Annotated in this window: 17 protein-coding genes and 1 pseudogene; 5 read left to right on the top strand and 13 right to left on the bottom strand. The window is 74.2% G+C overall.

Annotated elements, in window-relative coordinates; translation table 11 throughout:
* Positions 1–104 precede the first annotated feature (104 nt).
* Positions 105–356 carry an EF-hand domain-containing protein gene (locus MRBLMG1_RS01800; protein ID WP_367819967.1) on the top strand — a complete coding sequence of 84 codons (252 nt, stop codon included), beginning with the start codon at positions 105–107 and terminating at the stop codon, positions 354–356.
* Here MRBLMG1_RS01800 and MRBLMG1_RS01795 read toward each other — a convergent pair.
* From MRBLMG1_RS01795 to MRBLMG1_RS01780, 4 genes are read right to left on the bottom strand one after another with little or no spacing between them, the layout of a single operon-like run.
* Positions 334–573: a hypothetical protein gene (locus tag MRBLMG1_RS01795; RefSeq protein WP_367819965.1), complete on the bottom strand. Its 240-nt coding sequence runs from the start codon at positions 571–573 to the stop codon at positions 334–336. The genes MRBLMG1_RS01800 and MRBLMG1_RS01795 overlap by 23 nt on opposite strands.
* Positions 570–1,838: an ATP-grasp domain-containing protein gene (locus MRBLMG1_RS01790; protein ID WP_367819963.1), complete on the bottom strand. Its 1,269-nt coding sequence runs from the start codon at positions 1,836–1,838 to the stop codon at positions 570–572. Before MRBLMG1_RS01790 ends, MRBLMG1_RS01795 begins: the two co-directional genes overlap by 4 nt.
* A complete protein-coding gene (locus tag MRBLMG1_RS01785) occupies positions 1,835–1,969 on the bottom strand; it encodes a hypothetical protein (protein WP_367819961.1) in 135 nt (44 codons plus the stop codon). The genes MRBLMG1_RS01790 and MRBLMG1_RS01785 overlap by 4 nt, the downstream gene beginning before the upstream one ends.
* Before the next feature lies 1 nt (position 1,970).
* Positions 1,971–2,711: a kinase gene (locus tag MRBLMG1_RS01780; protein WP_367819959.1), complete on the bottom strand. Its 741-nt coding sequence runs from the start codon at positions 2,709–2,711 to the stop codon at positions 1,971–1,973.
* 1,174 nt (positions 2,712–3,885) lie between these two features.
* Here MRBLMG1_RS01780 and MRBLMG1_RS01775 point away from each other — a divergent pair.
* Positions 3,886–4,164, top strand: a pseudogene (locus tag MRBLMG1_RS01775) (DUF5682 family protein); the annotation flags it as partial.
* Positions 4,165–4,953: 789 nt separating this feature from the next.
* On the opposite strand, the gene MRBLMG1_RS01770 reads toward MRBLMG1_RS01775, so the two are convergent.
* Complete coding sequence (locus MRBLMG1_RS01770) at positions 4,954–8,544, bottom strand: AfsR/SARP family transcriptional regulator (protein ID WP_367819957.1); 3,591 nt, start codon at positions 8,542–8,544, stop codon at positions 4,954–4,956.
* 326 nt (positions 8,545–8,870) lie between these two features.
* Here MRBLMG1_RS01770 and MRBLMG1_RS01765 point away from each other — a divergent pair, with 326 nt between their 5' ends.
* Positions 8,871–9,890 (top strand): alkene reductase, encoded by a 1,020-nt coding sequence (locus MRBLMG1_RS01765; RefSeq protein WP_414721480.1) that lies wholly within the window; start codon positions 8,871–8,873, stop codon positions 9,888–9,890.
* Here the strand turns inward: MRBLMG1_RS01765 and MRBLMG1_RS01760 are convergent.
* The 5 genes from MRBLMG1_RS01760 to MRBLMG1_RS01740 all read right to left on the bottom strand — a co-directional run bounded on the left by MRBLMG1_RS01760 (position 9,883) and on the right by MRBLMG1_RS01740 (position 16,983).
* The gene (locus tag MRBLMG1_RS01760; RefSeq protein ID WP_367820308.1) at positions 9,883–11,379 is read right to left on the bottom strand and encodes a TerD family protein; all 1,497 of its coding nucleotides are present in this window, start codon (positions 11,377–11,379) and stop codon (positions 9,883–9,885) included. The two genes, MRBLMG1_RS01765 and MRBLMG1_RS01760, sit on opposite strands and share 8 nt — an antisense overlap.
* Before the next feature lie 203 nt (positions 11,380–11,582).
* Positions 11,583–12,980, bottom strand: coding sequence for an APC family permease (locus MRBLMG1_RS01755; RefSeq protein WP_367819953.1), 1,398 nt, complete (start codon positions 12,978–12,980; stop codon positions 11,583–11,585).
* A gap of 496 nt (positions 12,981–13,476) precedes the next feature.
* Positions 13,477–13,602, bottom strand: coding sequence for a hypothetical protein (locus MRBLMG1_RS01750; RefSeq protein WP_367819951.1), 126 nt, complete (start codon positions 13,600–13,602; stop codon positions 13,477–13,479).
* 59 nt (positions 13,603–13,661) lie between these two features.
* Positions 13,662–16,628, bottom strand: coding sequence for a lanthionine synthetase LanC family protein (locus MRBLMG1_RS01745; RefSeq protein WP_367819950.1), 2,967 nt, complete (start codon positions 16,626–16,628; stop codon positions 13,662–13,664).
* 196 nt (positions 16,629–16,824) lie between these two features.
* Positions 16,825–16,983: a hypothetical protein gene (locus tag MRBLMG1_RS01740; RefSeq protein ID WP_367819949.1), complete on the bottom strand. Its 159-nt coding sequence runs from the start codon at positions 16,981–16,983 to the stop codon at positions 16,825–16,827.
* A 218-nt stretch (positions 16,984–17,201) separates the two neighbouring features.
* On the opposite strand from MRBLMG1_RS01740, the gene MRBLMG1_RS01735 reads away from it, so the two are divergent.
* Positions 17,202–18,233 (top strand): hypothetical protein, encoded by a 1,032-nt coding sequence (locus MRBLMG1_RS01735; protein ID WP_367819948.1) that lies wholly within the window; start codon positions 17,202–17,204, stop codon positions 18,231–18,233.
* Between the two features lie 18 nt (positions 18,234–18,251).
* Here the strand turns inward: MRBLMG1_RS01735 and MRBLMG1_RS01730 are convergent, their stop codons facing one another.
* The 3 genes from MRBLMG1_RS01730 to MRBLMG1_RS01720 are packed head-to-tail and all read right to left on the bottom strand — an operon-like array spanning position 18,252 to position 20,762.
* Positions 18,252–19,424 (bottom strand): oxygenase MpaB family protein, encoded by a 1,173-nt coding sequence (locus MRBLMG1_RS01730; RefSeq protein WP_367819946.1) that lies wholly within the window; start codon positions 19,422–19,424, stop codon positions 18,252–18,254.
* A gap of 20 nt (positions 19,425–19,444) precedes the next feature.
* Positions 19,445–20,491: a polyprenyl synthetase family protein gene (locus MRBLMG1_RS01725; RefSeq protein ID WP_367819944.1), complete on the bottom strand. Its 1,047-nt coding sequence runs from the start codon at positions 20,489–20,491 to the stop codon at positions 19,445–19,447.
* Entirely contained in the window at positions 20,484–20,762 is a 279-nt protein-coding gene (locus tag MRBLMG1_RS01720) for a polyprenyl synthetase (protein ID WP_367819942.1), read from the bottom strand. The genes MRBLMG1_RS01725 and MRBLMG1_RS01720 overlap by 8 nt, the downstream gene beginning before the upstream one ends.
* Positions 20,763–21,002: 240 nt before the next feature.
* Here MRBLMG1_RS01720 and MRBLMG1_RS01715 point away from each other — a divergent pair, with 240 nt between their 5' ends.
* Complete coding sequence (locus MRBLMG1_RS01715; protein WP_367819940.1) at positions 21,003–21,890, top strand: S1 family peptidase; 888 nt, start codon at positions 21,003–21,005, stop codon at positions 21,888–21,890.
* The last annotated feature ends 88 nt before the right edge of the window (positions 21,891–21,978 follow it).

Raw genomic sequence — 21,978 nt, 5'->3', positions numbered from 1 at the left:
CCGCCCGCGCGTCCTTCCCTACGGCACGCGTCGGCCGATCCGACGCCCGCGGACCACGTACGACCCGGGGAACGCGACCAGTGGACACCGGACAGGAACACGCCATGAGCGACAAGGCCCGTACCCTCTTCGACGCGCTCGACCTCGACCACGACGGCACGCTCACGCGGGCCGAGGTCATCAGCGCCCTCCGCGCCAAGGGCCCCACCCTCGCCGCGCGCGGCGTGATCCCGGCATGGGGCGTCGGCGACGACGACGCGTCGTCCGCGCTGTTCGACGAGGCCGACCGCAACGGCGACCGCGTCCTGACCTTCGACGAATTCGCCACCCTGGTCAACCGCCGATTCGGCTGGTGACCTCCACTCCCGACGGCGCGCTTCCCGGAGCGTCGGCCGCCGGGTCGGACACCCTGAGCAGCCACAGGTGGTGCGCAAGGCCTCGACGGTGTGTGCGGTAGGCACGCGGGGCGAGACCGGTGCGCTGCCGCCCGTTGTCGGCACCGGCGCCGGTCACGGGGCTCGACCTGGTGACGGGTTCGGCGGGGGCGCGGGCGGGAGCTTCGTCGCCGCTCATTCCCGTACCGCATCCCGCGGCTCCGGGGCCGCGACGTGCTTCAGCGCGGTGGTCAGTCCGTGGGCGAGGGCGGTCTCGGCGGCCGCGGCCGTCCGCTCCGGGGTCGGGCCGGCCGCGATCACGTGGCCGACGCGGCCCCGGAAGTCCTCGGCTGGTTCGACCGGGGTTCCGGCCGGGCGGTAGAGGGCGGTGTCGACGACACCGGGCACCGCGCGGGCCGCGGCTTCGGCGGCGGTGACGTCCGCGAGGACGCCGGCGGTGCCGGCCGTGAGGAACCGGATGGAGGCGGCGCCGACGGCGTCCGCCGCACCCGTGAGGTCGACGTGCTCGCCGAGGGCGGCGCGCACCTGGGCGCCGACGAGGTCGACGCCGCGGGCCCGGCGCACGAGTTCCGGGATCATGCCGCCGGCAAGCCGGGGATTGACTTCGATGACGCGGGCGACGTCGCCGTCGAGCCGGAGTTCGACGTGGGCGGCGCCCCAGCCGAGGCGGAGGGCCTTGACGGCGTGGACGGCGCTGTCGACGAGCGCGGCGGCGTGCGCCGCGGGCAGCATCGCGGGCACGTCGTGTCCGGTCTCGACGAACACCGGCGGCGCACCGACGTGCTTGGCGACGGTGACGACGGCCTCTTCGCCGAAGACCTCCACGGAGAACTCGCGTCCGGTCAGGTACTGCTCGACGAGCACCACGCCGGGGGTGCTCAGTCCGCGCTCGTTGACGGTGGCGGCCAGCAGCCCGTGGGCGTGGGCGGCGACCTCGTCACCGTCGCGGCAGAGCCGTACGCCGAGGCTTCCCGAGCCCTGCACCGGCTTGACGACGACGGGACCGCCGATCCTCTGGGCGGCGGCAAGCGCCTCCGCGACGTCGCCGGCCACCGAGAAGCGCGGCACGGGCACCCCGGCGCCGGCCAGGGTGCGGCGCTGCTGTGACTTGTCCCGGCAGGCCCGGACGGCGTCGGCGGACGGACCGGGCAGCCCGAGCCGCCGGGCCAGGTCCGCGGCCGTGGCCACGTAGTACTCGGAGCTGGAGAGTGCGCCGGCGATCCGCGCTCCGCCCGCGAGCGCGGTCACGGCGGCCCACAGGGCGTCACCGTCCGCGGTGTCGACCACGACGGTGCGCAGCCCGTCCTCGGCGGCGTACGGGTACCGGGCGGGGTCGGCGCTGAGCAGCACGGGCTCGGCCCCGAGCGCGCGGGCCCGCTGGGCGAACTGGCGCCCGGTGCCGGTGGTGTTGGACTCGACGAGGAGCAGGAGAGGAGCGCTCATGCCTGGGCCCCCCGCGTCATCACGTCGTCGAAGCCGCGGCGCGCGCCCACCCGGATGACACGGGACGGCTCGGTGGCGTCCACCACCGGGTCGTGCAGTCCGACGGCGCCCGCGAGCGTGGTCGTTGTCATGTCAGTCACCCGTCGTGAAGATCCACTGCTCGTGGATGCCGATGTCGTGCAGCAGTCGCTTGCCGCGCTCGGTGCGGGCCTCGACGTCGGGGTCGTCGCGGTCGTACAGCAACCCCGCGATGTCGCCGCTGTGCGCAGTCTGGATACCGAGGGCGCCCGTCTCCCGCACGACGGCGCGCAGGCCGTCGAGGCGAGGGATGGGCAGGTGGCGCTGATTGATGTCGGTACTCGCGGAGGCGACCGCCCCCATGAGAGCGACGTCCTTGCCGTGGATGGCCTCGCGCAGCATCACCCGGAGCTCGGCGAACAGGTCGATTTCCGCGCTGTCGTACTCGGCGGGCGCGAAGGCCACGGTGTCGACGCCCTTGCCCTCGTTCTCGGGCCGCGACCCGAAGCCGAGCACCCGTACCACCGGCATGCGGTAGCCGAAGTCCTCGATCACCTCGCCCTCCCGCTGGGCGAAGAGCACCGAACTCCCCTCGAACATGAGGGAGTCCGATGCCGTCTCGGCCCGCACGGCGATCCGCGCGATCTCCTCGACCGGCAGCGGGCGAACCAAGGCGTCCTCTACGGCCCACACAGCGGCCAACACGTCGCTCGTCGACGACCCGAAACCCCGGCACAACGGGACGTCACCGGTGAGTTCGAGGTGCCCGCCGACAGGCCCCTCGCCGGACGCGACGCAGACCTCGGTGGCGAGCTGTGCAGCACGCAAGGCCTTCGTCTTCCAGGCTGGAGACACGGTGAACTCCTCGCCCCGCTCCGGCACGAACGAGGCACGCGTCGTGTGGACGCCGCAGGGCAGTGTGACCAGTCCCCTGGTCAGCCGACCCTGGTACGGAAACACGCCCTGCAGAATTTCGCCGTGATGCACCGGGGCCGAGGCGACACCGACCCTCCAACCGGACTGCTCCACCATCTCCCTGACTTCCTCCGGAGGCCGGACCGCCCCACTCACAACGCCTGGCCGATCGTACGGAGGTCCCCCACCGCTAAGCAGCATCGCTGCGCCGACCCGGCTGGCCAGGCGGCAGTATGCGGGCAGTTCGGCGGCGCGGTAAAGGCGGGGGCGGGGGCGGCGGGTACGGGGCGCGCACGCGTAGGGGCCGTACGGTGGTGGATCCGCGTGGGATGCGCGTGGGATCCGCGTGGGATTCGCGTTGGAGCCGGGTTGCATTCGCCTTAGGGGCCCCGCATCGTGCCCCTGGTTCAGACGCGGGCGGGACGCGGCCTGCGGGGCCAGGCCCCGGCCGATCGCCCGCAGCGGCTCCGCGTCGGCCATCCGGGCGGCGTGCTCGCGGTCGACGGCGAACTCCCGACGCGGCCGGGCACGTACGGCGCCCAGGCCTCAGCCCCCGAGAGGGGCGCAGGTGTGCCGGTGGCGTCGAAGAACACGGCGTCGCCGCCGAACCCGGCGTCGGGTACGTACCGGTAGCGCGGTAGGGCATCCACGGGTCGTCGAAGATGCCCGCCACGACGGCCGCGACGCCGCCTGCGCGTGCTCCAGCACTCCGAGGACGGTCGGCCGCGCGGAGGGACGCCTCGGCCATTCCGCGGTGTCGGGCGTCGCGTCCGGGCGGCGCACCGGCACCGTCCCGCCGGCGGTACCGAGGAGGGCGGTCAACACGTGCCGGCCGTCGACCTCGGGTGCGCGGAACCCTTCGGGCAGCGGAGACGAGTCGAAGAACGCAAGCAGGGCCACCTCTTCCCGGACGCTTCAAACCGGGCGGCGACGGCGTGCGCGACCGGATCGCCGAACGACCGGCCGAGCCGGGGGTAGAGGCCGGTCGGCTGGATCCGGCAGGTCTCGGCGAGGTAGCCCGTCGGCCATCTCCTCGACGGACGAGGTCGCCCCGTGCGGTCCGCCCAGCTTGTGTGTCTGGAGCGCAATGACCGGCCGGTCCCGGTCCGAGGATCGGCTCCTCGGCGTCGGCTTGGGCGAACCGGGCGCCGGACGAGCCGGCACCGGCACCTTCCGCGAGACCTGGCGGCTCCGCTGGGAACCCGAGCTGCACGTCCAGGTCGCCGAGGCCGGCGTCTGGGGCACCACCGTCGAGGCCGCCACCGCCAAGGCCGAGGTCCGGGCCCAGTCCGCGACCGCCCTCGCCGACATCACCGTCCTCGCCGAACACTGCCTCCTCGCCGGACTCACCGACGCGCTCCCCGTCGTAATGCGCGAACTCGCCGATCGGGCGAGGTGCGGAAGCAGACCGGCGTACCCGCAACTCATGCCGGACACGGCGTGGACACAGAACAGTGGCTGTCCAACGGAGTTCGCTTCCGGGACGACCGGCTGGGTCTCCTCGACCGGGTTGCGCGGGGCGCGGCCTCCCTCGAACCCGGCACCGGTGTCGGGGGGCGGCAGGGCCCGGCGGTCGAGCTTTCAATTGACCGTACGAGGAGCTCGTCGAGGACGACGAACCCGACGGCACCGCGTACTCGGGCAGCCGGGCCGTCACGCTCCGGCGCAGTCCTCCACAGTCAGGGCCTCGCCGGACGCCGCCACGACGTAGGCGACCCGGCGCTTGCCGCCTGGCCTGTCCTCCCGTACGACCCGCGAGGTCGAGCAGCGCGCGCACCGCGGCACGCGCCGCCGCGACTTCGTCCTCGTCGGGCCCTGCACGGTCGGGCAGCACCCACGGTTGCGGATCCTGGTCGGCAGGACCTCCACCGAGCGCATGGTCCCGCTGCATCCCCAGGCAGCCGACGCGCTGCGCGAGCTGATCGACGCGGCCAAGGTCTCGAACGCCGCAGCCCGTCGCGACGTGTGGGCCAGCGATCGGTCCGTTACGTGTTCATGCACAGGTAAGGACACGGCACTCGGGCCGGCCGCCCGATCCCGCTTCTCTCCCGGTCCGGTCCGGTCCCGCCCGGCGCGGCACCGGCCGGCTTCCCGCGCCACGCGCCCTCCCCGCGCGGCACGTTCCCGCGCTTCCCGGTCCCGCGTGCCGTGTTCCCGCAGGTCACGCCCTCCCGGAGAGGCGTCAGGGCCCGGCGGCCACGCGGACTGCTTCGGTGAGCGGGAGGGCGGCGCCCTTGCGGAATGCGGCGTCGTACGAGGGGTTGCCGAGGCCGGCACGGGCGGCGGCGGCGATGCGGTTCACGTCGGTGCGTTCGGCTTCGGGGAGGGGGGAGCCGGCGGTGCGGCGGGCGGTGTCCGCGGCACCGAGGAGGAGGGCGGCGCGGGTGAGGCCGGGGGTGTCGCCGGGGAGGGCGGAGGCGCCGGCGGTTCCTTCGAGGGAGAGGGCGAGGGCGCGGGGGTCGGCAAGGGCGCGGGCGAAGGCGAGGCCGCGGGCCTGGTAGGTGGCGGCTCGTTCGGCGTGGCCTCGGAGTTCGGCGGTGAAGCCGAGTTCGACGTGGATCAGGTGCTTTCCGGCGGTCGACGACGGGTAGGCGTCGCGCATGGTCCGCAGGTGGTGTTCGGCGGCGTCGAGGTCGCCCGAGCGGCGGGCGCCGAGGGCGAGGCCCATGAGCGCGAACACCTCGCCGAACATGTGGCCTTGGTCGGCCGCCGCGCGCCGGGCCCGCTCGTGCAGGTCGCGGGCCTTCTCCCAGGCGCCGTCCAGGAGCGCGAGACGCCCCAGGCCCGCGAGGCGGGCCGACGTCTCCGCGGGGAGGCCGAGCCCTTCGGCGAGCCGCAGCCCTTCGGTCTGCCGTGCGGTGGCGGAGGCGTAGTCGCCCTCGATCTCGGCGAGTGCGGCGAGGACGGGAACGGTCTGCAACTCGCCCCATCCGTCGCCGAGTTCCCGGAAGGCGTGCGCGGCGCCGACACCCTCGTCGCGCGCGGTGGCCAGGTCCCCGGCGGCGAACGCGGTGTGCGCGCGCAGTGCCCGGGCGGCGGCGACACCCCACGGATCGCCGGCTTCGGTGAACGGTGCGAGGGCACGCGCGTTGACGTCCCGCGCCGCCGTCGGATCACCCGCGTGGTAGAGGCTGTACGCGAACAGCCACAGTGCGCGGCCACGACGTACGGGGTCGGCGATCTCCGCTTCGGGGCAGTCCGCTTCCGGCGCCCGCCCTTCGGTCATCATGGCGAACGCCCCGTGCAGGACGCGGAGTTCGGCCGATCGGTCGCCGGGCGCGGCCTCCAGTACGGCGGCGAGCGTACGGCGCGCTTCGTGCAGGCGACCGCGCAGCAGCCACCAGGGGCACAGGGCGGTGGCGAGTCGCTCGGCGCTCCCGGTGTCGCCGGTGCGGAGGGCGTGGTCGAGGGCCGCGCGTGTGTTGGGGGCCTCGGCGTCCAGCCGGGCGAGCCAGACTCGCTGCCGGGTGCCGCGCAGGTGGGGTTCGGCGCGTTCGGCGACGTCGAGGTAGTACCGGACGTGGCGGGCCGACGCGCTCTCCCACTCCCGTGCTTCGTGGAGTCGGTCGCGTGCGTAGACGGCGACCGATTCGAGCAGGCGGTAGCGCGGCCCGGCCGCGGTGGCGACCGTCATGACGAGGGACCGGTCGACCAGGCGGCCCACCAGGTCGAGAACGTCCTCCCGCGCGATGCCGTCGCCCGCGCAGACCGCCTCCGCCGCCTCCAGCGCGCAGCTTCCGGCCGGGACGGCCAGCCTGCGCAGCACGGCCCGCTCGGGCGGTTCGAGCAGGTCCCAGCTCCAGTCGATGACCGCCCGCAGGGTCTGCTGCCGGGCCGGCAGCCCCCGCTGCCCCGACGCGAGGAGCCGGAACCGGTCACCGAGCCGCGCCGCCAACTCCCGTACCCCTACCGCACGCACCCGCGTGGCGGCGAGCTCCAGAGCGAGGGGAAGGCCGTCGAGGCGGCGGCAGATCTCCGCGATGGCGTCCCGGGTGCTCAGCGCCCCGTCGCCGTCGCGTTCGCCCTCTCCGTCGCCATCCCCGCCACCGGCCCCGCCGCCGGCCCCGCCGCCGCCGGCCTGCCCCTGCTCGTTCCCGTTCCCGTCCCCGTGCTCGTCCCCGTACTCGCCCTCGGGCGCGAAGCCCGGCGCCGCCGCCACCGCCCGTTCCGTGAAGAGCCTGGCGGCGGCAGCGGGACCGAGGGGGTCGACCGCGTACACCGCCTCGCCGGGCAGCCGCAGGGACTCCCGGCTCGTGGCGAGGACGCTCAGCCCCGGCGCGCGGTGCAGCAGGGACGCGACCAGATCGGCGGCCGGTTCGATCACGTGCTCGCAGTTGTCGAGGACGATCAGCGCCTCGCGGTCCCTCAGTGCGGCGAGCAGCGCTTCCGACGGGCCGGCCGCGCCGCGTCCCGGCGACGCCGAGTCGCGGACGTCGAGCGCCACGGCCACCGCCTGGACGAGATCGGCGCTCCCCGCCGTCTCGGCGGGCAGCCCGGCGAACTCGACCAGCCACACGCCGTCCGGCGCCCCGCCGTCCGGATCACGGGAGAGCCGCTCGGCGACCTCCAGGGCGAGCCGGGTCTTGCCCACCCCGCCCGGCCCGGTCAGCGTGACCAGCCGCTCGGCCCCGAGGAGCCGCCCGACCGCCTCCAGGTCCGACCCGCGCCCGATCAGCGCCGTCGTGGGGACCGGCAGATGCCGACGACGTGCGCCGCCCCGGTACGGGTCCGGGACGGGCGGCTCGGAGGCGCGGGAGTCCGGAACGGACGCGGAGGCAGGTACGGACGTGGGCACGAGCGCGCGTGCGGGGATGGACGCGGGGACAAGCGCGGACGCAGGTACGGGCGCGGGTACGGGCACGGACGCAGACGCAGGTACGGGCGCGGGCGCAGGTACGGACGCTGGCGCAGGTACGGACGCTGGCGCGAGTACGGACACGGACGCAGGTACGGACACGGGCGCGGGTACGGCCGGGGGCACGCGCGTGGATCCAGACGCGGGTACGGCCTCCGGCTCGGGTGCGGGCGTGGTGGAGGGGGTGAGTTCGGCGTCCTGGCGCAGTATCGCCTCGTAGAGGGAGGCGAGTCGGGGGCTCGGGTCGAGGCCGAGCTCGTCGGCGAGCAGGGTGCGGAGTTCCGTGTACGCGGCGACCGCCTCGCTCTGGCGTCCGGCGTCGTAGAGGGCGCGGATGCGCACGGCGCGCAGGCGCTCGCGCAGCGGGTGGTCGGTGACGAGCGCGGCCGTCTCGGCGAGGAGCGAGGGGTCGCCGAACTCCAGCCGCGCCTCGGCCTGTTCCTCGACGACGGCGAGGCGCTCCTCGGCGAGGCGCTGGGCCGCCGGGCGGACGAACTCCTCGTCGGCGAAGTCCGCGTACGCGGGCCCCCGCCACAGGTCGAGGGCCTCCGTGAACAGGGCCGCCCGGGCGCGTGGTTCGGTGGCGAGGCGGGCCCGGGCCGCGAGCGCACGGAAGCGGTCGGCGTCGATCTCGGCCGTCCCGTCGTCGAGGCGCAGCCGGTAGCCGGCCGGTTGGTGGGAGACCCGGTCGCGGCCGATGGCCCTGCGCAGTTGGGAGACCTTGGCCTGGAGCGCGTTGGCGGGGTTACCCGGGACGGCGTCGCCCCAGATGTCGTGGACGAGCCGGTCCGTCGGCACGGGGCGGCCCTCGTGCGCGAGGAGGTCGGCGAGGAGCGCCCGCACCTTGGTCTCGGGCACCCGCACCGGTTCGCCGTCGGCATTCCACACCGCGACCGGACCGAGCACCCCGAACCTCATGACGGGAACCCTACACACCCATGATCATCCGGCTTTCGGCGGACCATCAGCGAACCGTCAGCGATCCCGAAGCGGCCTGCGCGACCTTGGTCCAGCGGGGCTCGCCGCCCTGACGGGAACAAGGACGAGGGAGCACGACCATGACCACCACCACGACCACGACCACGACCGAGATCACGACCGAGATCACGCCGGCCGACACGCTCACGACGGACACCGACACCGACACCGCGACCGGCACCGTCCCCGTCCCCACGGGCCACGAGGCCTCCCCGCTGTTCCAGCCCGCCCGCCTCGGCACGCTGCGCCTGAAGAACCGGCTGGTCATGGCTCCGATGACCCGGAACCGGGCGAGCGCGACGGGTGTGCCGGAGCCGATCATGGCCACGTACTACGCCCAGCGCGCCTCGGCCGGGCTGATCATCGCGGAGGCGGCGACGCCGAACGCCGTGGGGGCCACGTACCCCAACATCCCCGCGATCTACGACGACGCGCACGTGGCCGGGTGGCGGCGGGTCACCGAGGCGGTGCGGGACGCCGGCGGGCAGATGTTCCTCCAGTTGCAGCACGGCGGGAGGGTGGGGCACCCCGAGACGAGCGGGCACCACCCGCTGGCCCCGTCTCCCGTACCGCTTCCCGACACGGTATTCACGCCCTCCGGGCACCAGGAGGCAGTGGTGCCGCTGGAGATGACGGAAGCTCAGATCGCTTCCACCGTCGCCGACTTCGCCGCTGCGGCACGCCGGGCGGTGGACGCCGGATTCTCGGGGGTCGAGGTGCACTCCGCCAACGGCTATCTGCTGCACCAGTTCCTGTCCGGGGCCACCAACCGGCGTACCGACGGCTACGGCGGCTCCGTCGCGCACCGCATCCGGTTCACGGTGGAGGTCGTCCGCGCGGTGGCCGAGGCGATCGGCCCCGAGCGGGTGGGAGTGCGCATCGCTCCGGGTGTCACCGCCAACGGCATGTCGGAGGACGACGTCGACGCGGTGTACCCGGCGCTCCTCGACGCGCTGAGCGACCTGGGCCTCGCATACCTGCACTTCGTGTTCGCGGACCCCGACCGGCCGCTCTTCCACACGCTGCGCGCCGCCTGGCCGGGCGCGCTCATCGCGAACCCGGCCCTGCCCTGGCCCGGCCCCCTGCCCGCCGACGGCGGGCGAGGTGCCGGTGAGCGGCTCCTCGCGGCCGGCGCCGACCTGGTCTCCCTCGGCCGTTCGTTCCTGGCCAATCCCGACCTGGTCGCCCGGATGCGGGTCGGCGCCTCGCTCAACCCGATCCGCGACGCCCACCTGATGTACGTGGGCGGCGAGACCGGCTACACCGACTACCCGACGCTCACCTGAAGCGCCCCTGCCGAGTCGGCGGCTGCACCCGCTTGAGGTGGGCCCGCCACGGGCCGTCCGCCATCTCGAACTGCACCACGAGCGGCCCCTCGGGCAGCGGAACGGTCTCGCGGCGCTTGCCGATCTCGTTGACGACGTTCTCGTCCTCGGGCAGCGCGGTGTGGTCGTCGTGTCCGTGGAGTTCGAAGACGTTGACGATGAGGTTCTCGTCACCGCGGTAGTGGATGGCCAGGTCGGCCACGCCCCCCGTGTGCAAAAGCACCTCGGGGCCGCGGAAGTCCGTCTCCTCCTCCGTCAGGCGCCGGGCCGCCGCCAGCGGCGACACCTCCACCCGCCAAGGCCCCTCCGCCTCCACCTTCAGCCGCAGGGTCCCGTTCTTGGGCACCGTGGCGAGCACCCGGCCCCGGAAGTCCTCCTCCGTGCTGTTGACCAGGAAGTCCTTCTCCTTGTTGCGCCAGTTGAGGACCGACATCCCCGTGTACCCGTCGCCCTCGACGTCGAGCTGGACGACGACCGGTCCCGGCGGCAGACCGTCGACCGTGATCACGTCGTTGTCCCGACCGATCTGCGTGTACGGCTCGAACACCGGCCCGTACGACCACCAGCCCGGCCCGGACGCTGCCGCGGGCGCCGCCACGGGCGGCACCTGCGCCACCGGCGGCGTCGGGGCTCCGAAGCCAGGTGCCTGCGGAGCCGCGTAGCCGGGTGCCTGCGGAGCTCCGTAACCCGGGGTCTGCGGAGCTCCGTAGCCCGGGGCCTGCGGGGCCCCGAAGTCCTTCGCCGGCGGCGGCCCGAAGCCCGGCGGGGGCGCGAAGCCCGGCGCCGGAGCGGGCGCAGGAGCAGGCGCCGGCGCCGGCGCCGGCGCGGGAGCGGGCGCAGGAGCCGGAGCTGGCGCAGGAGCAGGGGCCGGTGCCGGGGCCGGTGCCGGTGCCGGGGCCGGAACCCGTGTGGTCGGGATCGCCCCCGGGGCCGGTCCCGAGGGAGCGGGCGGCGTCGGCGCGCCCGCGTCCGCCACGTCCACGCCGTGGTCGGTGGCCAGGCCGGCGAGGCCGTTCGCGTAGCCCTGGCCGACGGCGCGGAACTTCCAGCCGCCGGCGCGCCGGTACAGCTCGGCCAGCACCATCGCCGTCTCGTCGGCGGCGTCCGTCACGTCGTACCGCACGACGGAGGTGCCGTCGGGTGCGAAGGCCTCCACGGCGGGTCCGACGACGTCACGCAGCGCGCCGCGATCGGTAGAGGCGACGACCAGGACGCGGGTGATCTGTTCCTCGACGGACGGGAGGCCGACGTCGAGCCAGGCCGTTCCGCCGCCCGCCGCCGTGAGTCGTACGGCGCCGGACGGATGCACGGGAGCGCCGTGGAAGACGACGTCGCCGTCCCCCCGGACCACCCCGTGCTCGGTGAGCAGCAGCGCCATCGCGTCCAGGCCGCCGTGTACGGCGATCCGCAGCGGCACGGACGGCACGTAGCCGTTGCCGCCCTTGGTCATCTCCCCCACGACGCACCGGTCCTTTCCTTCATGTCCCCACCCTCGTCGTTCACGGAACGATCTTGCAGCGGGCGGCGACCGCCGACAACCCCGGGGGAAGCGCGAAGCCGAGGGAAAGGGACAGCAGGGGGGAAGGGCGAAGCCCGGGGGCCGGGGCGGTGGTGTACCGCCCCGGCCCCCGGGTGAGACGTCGGGCCGGAGGATCAGGCCTGCTCGTCCTCGGGGATGCTGACCAGCCAGCGGGTGTCCTTGCGCGGCCGCAGGTAGAGGGCCCAGTAGAGGGTGGCGACCGCCGTGATGCCGCCGGTCCACAGCAGGTACTCGGTGTCCTGCATGGAGAGGACGTACGCGAGGACGCCGATGAGCAGCAGCGGGACGGCCGGCCACAGCGGCATGCGCCAGGCGGCGACCTCGCGGTGCGCGCCCCGGCGGCTGAAGAGCGCCGCCACCGCGACCAGCAGGTACATGCCGGTGACGGAGACGCCGGTGACGCCGTAGAGGGTGTCGAGGTTGACGAAGCACAGGGCCGCGCCGGGCACGCCGACGACCAGGGTGGCGACCCACGGGGAGCCGAAGCGGCCCAGTCGGGACAGGGCGTTGTTGACGGGCTCGGGCCAGGCCTTGTCACGGGCGGAGGCGAACAGGACGCGGGAGTTCTGGATGACCATCACGATGCCGGCGTTGATGATGGCCAGCGCGACGCAGAGGCTGATGAAGGTGCCGACGGCGGAGTTGGACCAGGCGGCGATCATGCCGCTGATGTCGCCGCCGGTGAGGGTCTCCAGGTCGCCCGCGCCCAGGGTGATGGCCACGACGGGCACGAGGATCACGACGGTGGAGATGGCCAGGGTGGCGAGCACGGTGCGGGCCACGCTCTTGCGCGGGTTCTCCAGTTCCTCGGAGAGGTAGACGGCCGTCGAGAAGCCCTGGGTGATGAAGAGGGCGATGGCGAGGCCGGAGACCACCATGGCGCCGGTGACGAGCGAGTGCGTGCCGCCGTCGCCGGCGACCTGGCCGTGGACGAGGGCGCCGACGCCGCGCTCCGAGTGGGCGAAGCCGAGGACGGCGACGATGCCGGCCGCGACGACCTCGAGGACGAGGAAGATGCCGGTGATCCAGGCGTTGGCGCGCAGGTCGAGCAGGCCCGCGAGGGTCGCGAGGAGCATCACGCCGGCGCCGGCGAGCGGGGCCGGGATGTGGACCAGGGGTGCCAGGTAGTCGGCGGTCCCCATGGCGATCACCGGGGGCACGATCATCACGACCAGCAGGGAGAGGACGAACACCAGCCAGCCGGCGAGGCGGCCCGCAAGGGTGGAGACGATGGCGTACTCGCCGCCCGCGCTGGGGATGAGGGTGCCCAGCTCGGAGTAGCAGAACGCCACGCCGATACAGAGCAGCGAGCCGATCGCGATGGTCAGCGCGGCGTAGGTGCCGACCCCGTCGAACAGGTCGGGTACGACCACGAACAGCGTGGAAGCGGGGGTCACGCACGACAGCGTGAGCAAGGTGCCGCCCACGACACCGATGGAACGCTTGAGCTTCTGCGGCACGGGGCCGGTCGGCGGGGCCAACGCGTGCGGCGCGCTGAGGGTGTCGGTCATCAGACGGTTCCGATCGGTGAGCAAGGTGTATCCGAGCGGGAGCGGTATCGCCTCCGAGGCGGCCGGTGATCAGGTGGGTCCGTGGCTCCCGGGCTGAATGGAAGCGCGGGCAGAACCGCAGGTCAATGGCCCGCCTGCTGCGGAATCCGTTGTTCCGATATGCCGGAGGGGAGCCTCGGGACGCCAAGAACGCGTCAAGACGGCGAAATCGCTTCGTGCGGGAACCGCAGCCCGCCCGCCCGGAATTTTCCCGCGCTTTACCGCCGGTCCGGGGGATGGACACCCAGCCGGGGCCTCACCGGGGCAGCGACGCGCACGGCACACCCACCGCTCCGCACGCCCGCCCACCGGCCTCGCGAAGGGCAGGGGGCCCGGAAAGCCCGGGAAGTCCACTGAACCCGACATGCCGGGAAGCCCGGCGGGAGGGGGCCGGCCGGCGCGGGCGGTCCCCTCCCCGGGCGGCCATGGGGGTGCGCCGCCCGTTCACCGGGTTTCGTCAGCAGCCGCTGGTCAGCCAGCGGCAGGCGGTGATCAGCGCGGCGGCGTGCTCCTCGCCGCGGGCGTCCGCGGTACGGGTCTCCTCCGGCAGGACCTGCAGGGCATCGATGTCGTACTCCGTCATGACGGTCTCCTTCTACGGTTGCTTCGACGGGATGCCGGTGGCCGGCGGCCACCGGACACTCAGGGGTGCGCCGGTCCGCCCTCGGGCAGCCAGGCGCGCGGGCCTCCGCACCTCATGCGCAGCAGCAGGGAGAGGCTGCCGGCGAGGCCGGTGGCGTACTCGGCGAGGACGGTCCTGCGGTTCTCGTCGGGCACCAGGAGGCGGCCGTCACGCAGCACCGCCTGGGCGGCGAGGTGCTCGACGAGCAGCTCGGCGGCGGCGCGATGGCTCTCGTCGCCCGTCCGCACGGCGGCGTCGAGCAGGAACTCGGCGTTGCCGGCGAGCCCGTGGCAGGTGGCGGGCGAGTCGGTCGCCCTGCCCGCCCGTACCGCGAGGGCCGCCCCGTCGACCAGGTCGCGCAAGGCCTTGTCGGACCCGCCGGTGGCCGCCCAGAGCCTGACCAGGAAGGTCCCGACGCCGGACGAACCGCTGCACCAGTGCCGCGCCAGCTCCGGGGAGTCCGCGAGGTGGCGGGCCCTGTCGACGGGCCAGAGCGCACCCGCCGGTCCGCTGCGGGCCGCGCCGGCGAGGGTGGCTCCCGCCTCGGCGGCGGCGCCGAGGAACCGGTCGTTCCCGGTGGCCTCCGCCGCGAGCAGCAGGAACGTGCCGACCCCGGCCACGCCGTGCGCGAAGCCGTAGTGCCAGGCGCCCGCGAGCGCCGACCCGAAGTCCTCCGGGACCGGCCAGAACACGCCCTCGGGGGTGCGCCGCGCGGCCTCCAGAAGCCCCTCCGCGACCTGCTCGGCACGGTCCAGGAACCGCGGGTCGCCGGTGGTGCGCCAGAAGTGGAGCTGGGTCAGGCCGGACCCGGCCGCGCCGTGGCACACGTCCGGGTTGGGCCAGCGGACCGGAAGGTCCAGCGCCAGCCCGGCGGCCCGGTCCGCGAGCGCGGTGTCGTCCAGCACCCGCGCGGCGTCGAGCAGCGCCCAGGCCGTGCCCGAGCGGCCGAAGTGCAGCCCGGGCAGGTTGCCCCGCAGCGCGTCCTGCCGGTCCGCCGTCCAGCGGGCGGCGGCGCGCAGGCCGTCGGCGAGCGCCTCCCGGGTCACGGCCGGCGTGACCACGCTCCCGCGGGTCCCGGCTGAGCCGAACGGCCCGCTCGCCTCGGCGGCGCCGCACATCCCGCTCGTCCCCGCGGAGCCGAACGGCCCGCTCATCCCGCCGGAGCCGAACGGCCCGCTCGTCCCGGCATCCCAGTGACCCAGCGCCCGGGCGAGCAACGCGACACCACCCGCCGAGCCGTGCTGGACGGCCACGGGATCGCAGGTCTCGCCGAAGCTGTCCGAAGGCCACAGCCGTTCGGCGTCGTCCGGCCGCATGGTGGCGAGGAGATGCGCGACGCCGTCGTGCAGGAGCCGCGCGCGCGTCGCTTCCGCGTCCGGACGCTCTCCCTGCTCCGGCCCCGGGGCGGAGTCATGCCCGGGCCAAGCCCCGGCCGCTGCCCCCTTCGCCTGAGCCACCGCCTCAGCCACCGCCTTCGCCTCAGCCAAGGAACCCGCCTCGGGGGCCGCATCCACCGACGCCACCACCACCCCCGACGCCGCAGACGCCAACGCCACTTCCGGCACCCCCGCCACTCCCGACGCCCCCGACGTCCCCGCGACGAACTCCCCCGCCCGCTCCAGCGTCCAGCGGTCCTCGGCGCGGTCCCGCATGAGCCCCCGGATCAGGGGCGCGAAGCGCCGTACGAGCGCGTGGTCGCGGGCCAGCAGTGCGACCAGGCCCGCGAGGCGGTCCTCGTCCTGCCGGGCCGTTTCGCGCGGCAGGTCGTCGGCGAGGAGCGGGTCGGCGCCGCTGAGGGCGTGGAGGACGGTGGCGCCGAGGGCGTACAGGTCGGCGCTCGGCGGCAGCGCGGGCGCCACCTGGTCGGCGGCGCGCAGCTCGGGCGCGGTGTAGCCGGGGGTGGCGCCGAGGACCCACCGGTCGCCCTGCCTGGCCGCCATCTCCAGGTCGATGAGGGCGAGCCGTCCCTCGGGGGTGACCATCACGTTGTTCGGGTTGAAGTCGTGCAGTGTGAAGCCGAGTTCGTGGGCGGTGGCGACGAGTGCGACGAGCTGACGGACCAGGGAGTCGGCCGTACGGTCGTCGGGGCAGGCGCTGCCGTCGCGGGCGAGCCGTTCGGCGGCGGTGCGCCGCAGGGTCGCCCCGGGCACCGACGCGGTGGCCAGGAACACGCTTCCCTGCTGCTCGAACACGGCCACGGCGGCGGGGACTTGGTCGGGTCGCACCTCGCCGAACCGTTCGAGCAGCGCGGCTTCGCGGCGCAACAGGTCCCGGACGTCGAGGCCTTCGAGGCCGGCTCCCACGTGGGGTCGCGCCTGCTTCACGACGACCTGGTCGCCGGTGCGGGTGTCCTCTGCGCGGAACACCCCGCCCTTGTTGGAGTGCTGGATCGCGCCCCGTACGAGGAAGCGGTCGCCGAGCAGGACGGGCTTGGCGGTGGCCGTGCCGCGGACCGGGGCGGCGGGGCGGTCGGGGAAGGGGTCTCCGGCCCAGGGCGGCGGGCTGAACCAGGCGTTGCGCTCGTCGGCGACCGGCCGGCCGTCGGGGTCGGTGAGGCGGGCGGCGAAGCCTCCGTCGGCCGTCAGCTGGCGGACGCCCTTGAACACGCCGTACCGGTAGAAGACCTGGCTGTCGGGGCCGTAGCGCCGGTCGGAGAGGACCGCGGGACCGGGCAGCCCCCGGGTGGCGTGGTGCAGTTCCTCGGCGAGCGCCCGGAACCGGTCGTCGTCGGCCGGGTACACGGTGAGGAACTTGCCGCCGCCGCCCCGCGCGAAGCGGCCGGACACCAGCGCGGCCACCCTGGCGGGGCTTCCCGCGAACTTGAAGGCCGCGCGGTGGGCGACGAGCACCTCGGCGCAGCGGGCGAGGACGAGCGGGGCCGAGAGGGGGGTGGCGGGGACGTGGAGTTTCCATCCCTGGTCCCGTGCGACGGTCTCGCCGGGAACGACGTGACACCAGAACTCGCCCTGTTCGACGCTCCATCGCACCGGCCGCGGCCTCGCCGTGGGTCCGGGCTCCTCCGTCGTGCCGCGCGCGATCACTGCCCGCGCGATGTCGGGCAGCAGTGCGAGGTCAGCGGGGCTCTCGGCGTGCGAGCGACGAGGCCCTGGGCCTGAGGGGGACGGGTTTCCGGTGAGTGACGGCACGTTCTTCGGCCCTGTGGACGACATGTCGCTCGGCCCTTCAGAGGACGGGCCGGATGTAATCGTCGCCCCAGCTGGTGTCGAGGAGGTCCGCCGCGACCGTCCGCGTCGTCTCCGGTGCGCCGTCCGCCGCGGCGACGGCGGAGCCGCCGGCGAGGAGGACCGTGAGGAGAAGCAGACAGCGGACGGCAACGGACATGGCGCGGCTCCTGGTTCGGGAGGTGGACGGTGGGCGGGAACATCCGCGTCTGGCGGGTTCACGCCGAATGTCGGCCTGATGGGGTTTCCCTCGGCCTGACCCCTCCAGTTGATCCCGGCGAGCCCGCTTGGTCCAGCGCCATGACCTGGCAATACCCTGCATGGCACGGAAGTAGCAGGGCCGCATCACGGGGGAAAAGCGTGACTACTGGGATCGATGTGGACGGAATACCTCGCCTGGACCCGAGGGACGTCGCCGTCTTCGCGTACGCGCTGGAGCGCGGCAGTCTCACCCGCCGGTCGCCCGACGCGCCCGTGGCCCTCGGGCTCAGCCCGGAGGACGTCGAGGCGGCCTGCCGCACCCTGGAGCGGCTCCGCCTGCTCAGGCCGGCGCCCGGCAGCCCCGGGGAGCTGATCCCGGTCAGCCCGGACGCCGCAGCCGCCGAGGTCGTCGGCCCGCTGGAGGCGGAGCTCGCGCGGGCCGGGGCGCGGGCCCAGTCCGTCCGCGACGAACTGCACGCGCTCATGCCGCGCTACCGCGCCGCCCGGCACGAGCAGCGCCGCAGGGAGGGCTTCGAGGTGCTGCCCGACATGGCGTCCGCGTCCGCGATGCTCACCGAGGAGTCGGCCCGCTGCCGGGAGGAGGTCTTCAGCATCCAGCCGGGCGGCGGCCGGGCTCCGCACCGCCTCGGCGACGCCGTCGAGCGGGACGTGGCCATGCTGCGCCGGGGTGTGCGCATGCGGACCCTCTACCAGCACTCGGCCCGGGCCAGCCTGTCGACCCAGGGATACGTGGAGCGGCTCACCGAGGCCGGCGCCGAGTACCGCACGGCCGCCGAACTGCCGGACCGGGCCGTGGTCTTCGACCGTTGCGTGGCCTTCCTTCCCCGCCGCGCCGACGGCGGCACGGGGGAGGGAGCGGTGCTCGTCCGCGACCCCGACGTGGTGGCGTACCTGTGCCGGGTCTTCGAGCAGCACTGGACGGGGGCGGCGCCGTTCCGGGGCGCCAGTGAGGCCGCGTACAAGGAGGTCGGGCCCAGCCTGCGGCGTGCGCTGGTGGGGCTCCTCGCGCAGGGTGCGAAGGACGAGGTGATCGCCCGGCGGATGGGGATGTCGCTGCGCACCTGCCGCCGCCACATCGCGGAACTCCTGGAGGAGTTGGGGGCGGAGAGCCGTTTCCAGGGCGGCGCGCTCGCGGAGCGCGCCGGGCTCACCGGGGCGGACGCGACGACGGACGCGTCCGCCGGCTGACCTCCGCCCCGGGCCGTCTCAGCGGGCGGCCGTGGGGACGGTGGCGGCGGGCGGTGTCCAGCGGCGGGTGCGGGACGGTCCTGCCGGAACGCCGTAGTCCTGCCTGAGGTGTTCGGGGATGGCGTAGTGCATGACGCGGCCGCGGGTGAGGGAGGACAGTTCGAGGACGGTGGTGAGGTGGCCGAGCCGGTCCAGTGCCCAGGCGCCCAGCGGGGAGCGGTCCTCGATGGTCTCCAGGACGCCGAGGAGGTGGGGGACGGCCTTGACGACGGTGTCCCAGCGGGTGCGGGGCACGTCGAGCCAGTCGGCGCAGGTGTCGCCGACGAGGTGGCGGATGAGTGCCGAGACGATCGGGTCGAAGAACGTGCCGGGCACCACCTCCTCGTACAGGTCGATCAACTGCCGGGTGAGGTAGGCGCCTTCGGGCGAGGGGCCCATGTGCCGGATCATGTACAGGTCGAGGAAGCGGCGGGCCTCTTCGAGGGTCTTGGGTACGGCCTCCTGGTCGACGCCGAGCATGGCGCCGACGACGCGCCAGGCGTAGTAGTAGGCGTCCGCCCCCTCCGTCGACATGTGGATGCCGAGGCGGTGCAGGCTGTCGAGGACGAGCATCGAGAAGAACATCTGCCCGCCGATCATGTCCTCCTGACAGATCGGCACCCCCAGCGACGCGATGTCCCAGCGGTTCTCGCGCTTGAGGTGGTGGCGGATGGAGGCGTGCAGCAGGCGGACCTTCTGGGCGGCGGGGATGAACCGGCTGCCGGCCTCGAAGGCGTCGGGCTGCATGAGGTGGACGGTGAACTGGCCGGTCTCCGCCATGCGCTTGGAGGGGTACTTCAGGCCGTGCGTCGCCGACAGCAGTTTCGCCACGTGCGGGACCACGTAGCAGGCGGGCATGGAGGCGAAGGAGAGGGCGGTGGAGATGTGGACGTTGTTGTCGATGAAGAAGAGCCGGGCCTTCTCCATCTCGCCCCAGTCCACCCAGGCCGGCGGGGTGCCCGTGGTCTCGAGGTACTCGCGGGCGACGTCGGGGAGTCCGTCCGGCAGCGGGGAGCCGGCGGTGGAGACGTACCGCATGAGGGTGTTGAACGTGCCCACCTCGCCGCGTTCGAAGAGGGTGGCGACGGTGGCGTCGGCGAGTTCGTCGCCGCTCTGCCGCAGGGCGTCCATCGACGCCTCGGTGTGGGTCATGGCGGGTTCCTCGTTCTCCGTCAGTAGCGGCGGACCGCGACCGAGTGGGCCAGGGCGGTGAGCGCGGCGGCGGGGGCCTGGGGCAGGTTCAGCTCGTCGAGGGCGCGCAGGGCCTCGTCGACCCGGGCGGTGATCATGGCCTCGACGCGTTCGGGTGCCCGGAGGCGGCGCATCAGCGCGCGTACGGCCTCCGGCGCGTCCGGGTCGGGCCGGCCGAGGAGGTCGCGCAGCCGGCCGCGGTCCTCGTCCCCGGCGAGCCGCCAGGTCTCGGCGAGGAGGGCCGTCGGCCGGCGGCCGCGCACGTCGTCGGCGCCGGCCTTGCCGGTGGTCCGCTCGTCGCCGAACAGGCCGAGCAGGTCGTCCCGCAGCTGGAAGGCCTCACCGAGCGGCAGGCCGTACGCGGAGTAGCCCTCGCGCAGCCGTCGGCCGGCGCCGGCCAGGGCGCCGCCGATCAGCAGCGGCTGTTCGACGGTGTACTTGGCGGTCTTGTAGCGGATCACCTTCAGCGAGGCCTCCGTGTCCGGGGCGGCTCCGGTCTGGAGGATCTCCAGGCACTCGCCCGCGATCAGGTCGCGGGCGAGCGCGGCCCAGAGGGGGCGTGCCCGGCCGAGGTAGGCGGCCGGCAGTCCGCTGGTGACGAACAGCTGCCCGGCGAGCGACATGAGCAGGTCGCCGACGAGCATCGCGAGGGACCGGGCTCCGGCGGAGGCCCGCGGGTGGTGCGCCACGGCCTCGCGCAGGGCCACGTGCGCGGTGGGCCGGCCGTGGCGCAGGGGGCTGTCGTCGATGAGGTCGTCGTGCACGACGGCGGCCGCGTGCACCAGCTCCATGGACGCGGCCGCGGACACGAGGGCGTCGCTGTCGGGCTGCCCGACCGCTCGCCAGCCCCAGTAGCAGAACGCCGCCCGCAGCCTCTTGCCGTCCGCGACGGCCGCCTCCAGCTGCTCGGCGACCGGGCCGAGCGCCGGGTCGACCGCCGCCAGGTGGTCGGCCTCCTCGGCCGCGTACCGCCGCAGCACCTCGTCGACGCGGGCTTTGAAGGCGGCGGCCTCCCACCCCTCAGCCACCGTCGGCGGCCCGTCGGGCGAGCGCGTGCCGGGCGAGGACCTCCAGGTGGGCCGGCGGCGGTGACGCGTACCTGTCGAGCACGAGCCGTCCGCGCGCCTCCAGGTCCCGCTCGGCATCGGCCGCGAGGTGGGCGGCGTCCGACCGCCTCAGCAGCCCCCGTACGAGCCCGAATCCCGTTCCCAGCGCGTCCACCGCCAGGTCCGCGAGACCCGCCGCCACCAGCACCACTCGCTCGTCCAGGCCCTCACGGGAACCCGTTTCCTGCGTCACGCCCACTCCCCCAGCCGCGCTATCGGCATGCCTCGCCTCAAGCGTCGCAACGGTCGGGCCCGGGAACCGGCGGAACTCACCAACGGGTGAGCGACACGGACGTGTTGACGATCTTCAACGCACCGCGACCACCTTCCTTCAACTTGCGACGCCCTCTTGCCCGTTGGCCCCGTCCTTCTCAGAATGCTCATGACAACCGAAGGATTTTCGGCTGTACGGTCCTCAGAGGGGAACCCCCACATGAACAAGCCTCTCGCCGGCGCCCTGCTCGCCCTGCTCCTCGCAGGCGCGGCAGCAGCCCCGGCCGCGGCCTCCGCACCCCGGGAAGCGGTCGCCCAGGCCCCGGCCTCCACGACCCGGGCCCAGGCCCCGGCCGCCGCCGACCAGGCCGCGGTCACCGTCGACTTCGCGGGAACGGTCGCGCTCAGCAACTGCTCCGGCTCCCTCGTCCGCGCGCCCGGCTCCCTGCCGAGCGACCCCGCGCTCGTGCTCTCCAACGGCCACTGCCTGGAGACCGGCTTCCCGGCGGCCGGCGAGGTCATCAAGGACCAGCGGTCCAGCCGCTCGTTCTCGCTGCTCAACTCGGCCGGCACCAAGGTCGCGACCCTGCGGGCGAGCAAGGTCGCGTACGCCACCATGACCGACACGGACATGTCGGTCTACCAGGTCACCAAGACCTACGCGCAGATCCAGAGCCAGTACGGCATCAACGCCCTGACCCTCAACGACGCCCACCCCGTGCAGGGTTCGCCGATCAAGGTCGTCTCCGGCTACTGGAAGCGGATCTACAGCTGCGACATCGACGGCTTCGTCTACCGCCTCAAGGAGGGCGGCTGGACCTGGAAGGACTCGGTCCGCTACACCTCGTCGTGCAACACCATCGGCGGCACCTCCGGCTCGCCCGTGATCGACACGACCACCGGCAAGGTCGTCGCCGTCAACAACACGGGCAACGAGAGCGGTGAGAGCTGCACCGTCAACAACCCGTGCGAGGTCGACCAGAACGGCACCGTGACCGTCCGCCAGGGCATCAACTACGCCCAGCAGACCTACACGCTCGTCCCCTGCATCGGCCCCGGCAACGTGATCGACCTCAACCGCGCCGGCTGCGCCCTGCCCAAGCCGTGACCCCCGGCCCCACCGGCCGCCCACGCGGGGCGCCCGGTGGGGCCACCCGCGCACTCACCTCGGTACGACCCACGACCGGGGTGGAGCC

Origin of the sequence: Streptomyces sp. LMG1-1-1.1 (genome assembly GCF_040815545.1) — a bacterium.
Lineage (GTDB): Bacteria > Actinomycetota > Actinomycetes > Streptomycetales > Streptomycetaceae > Streptomyces.
Note: the sequence above shows the minus strand (reverse complement) of the source record. Positions and strands in the feature narration are given on the sequence as shown.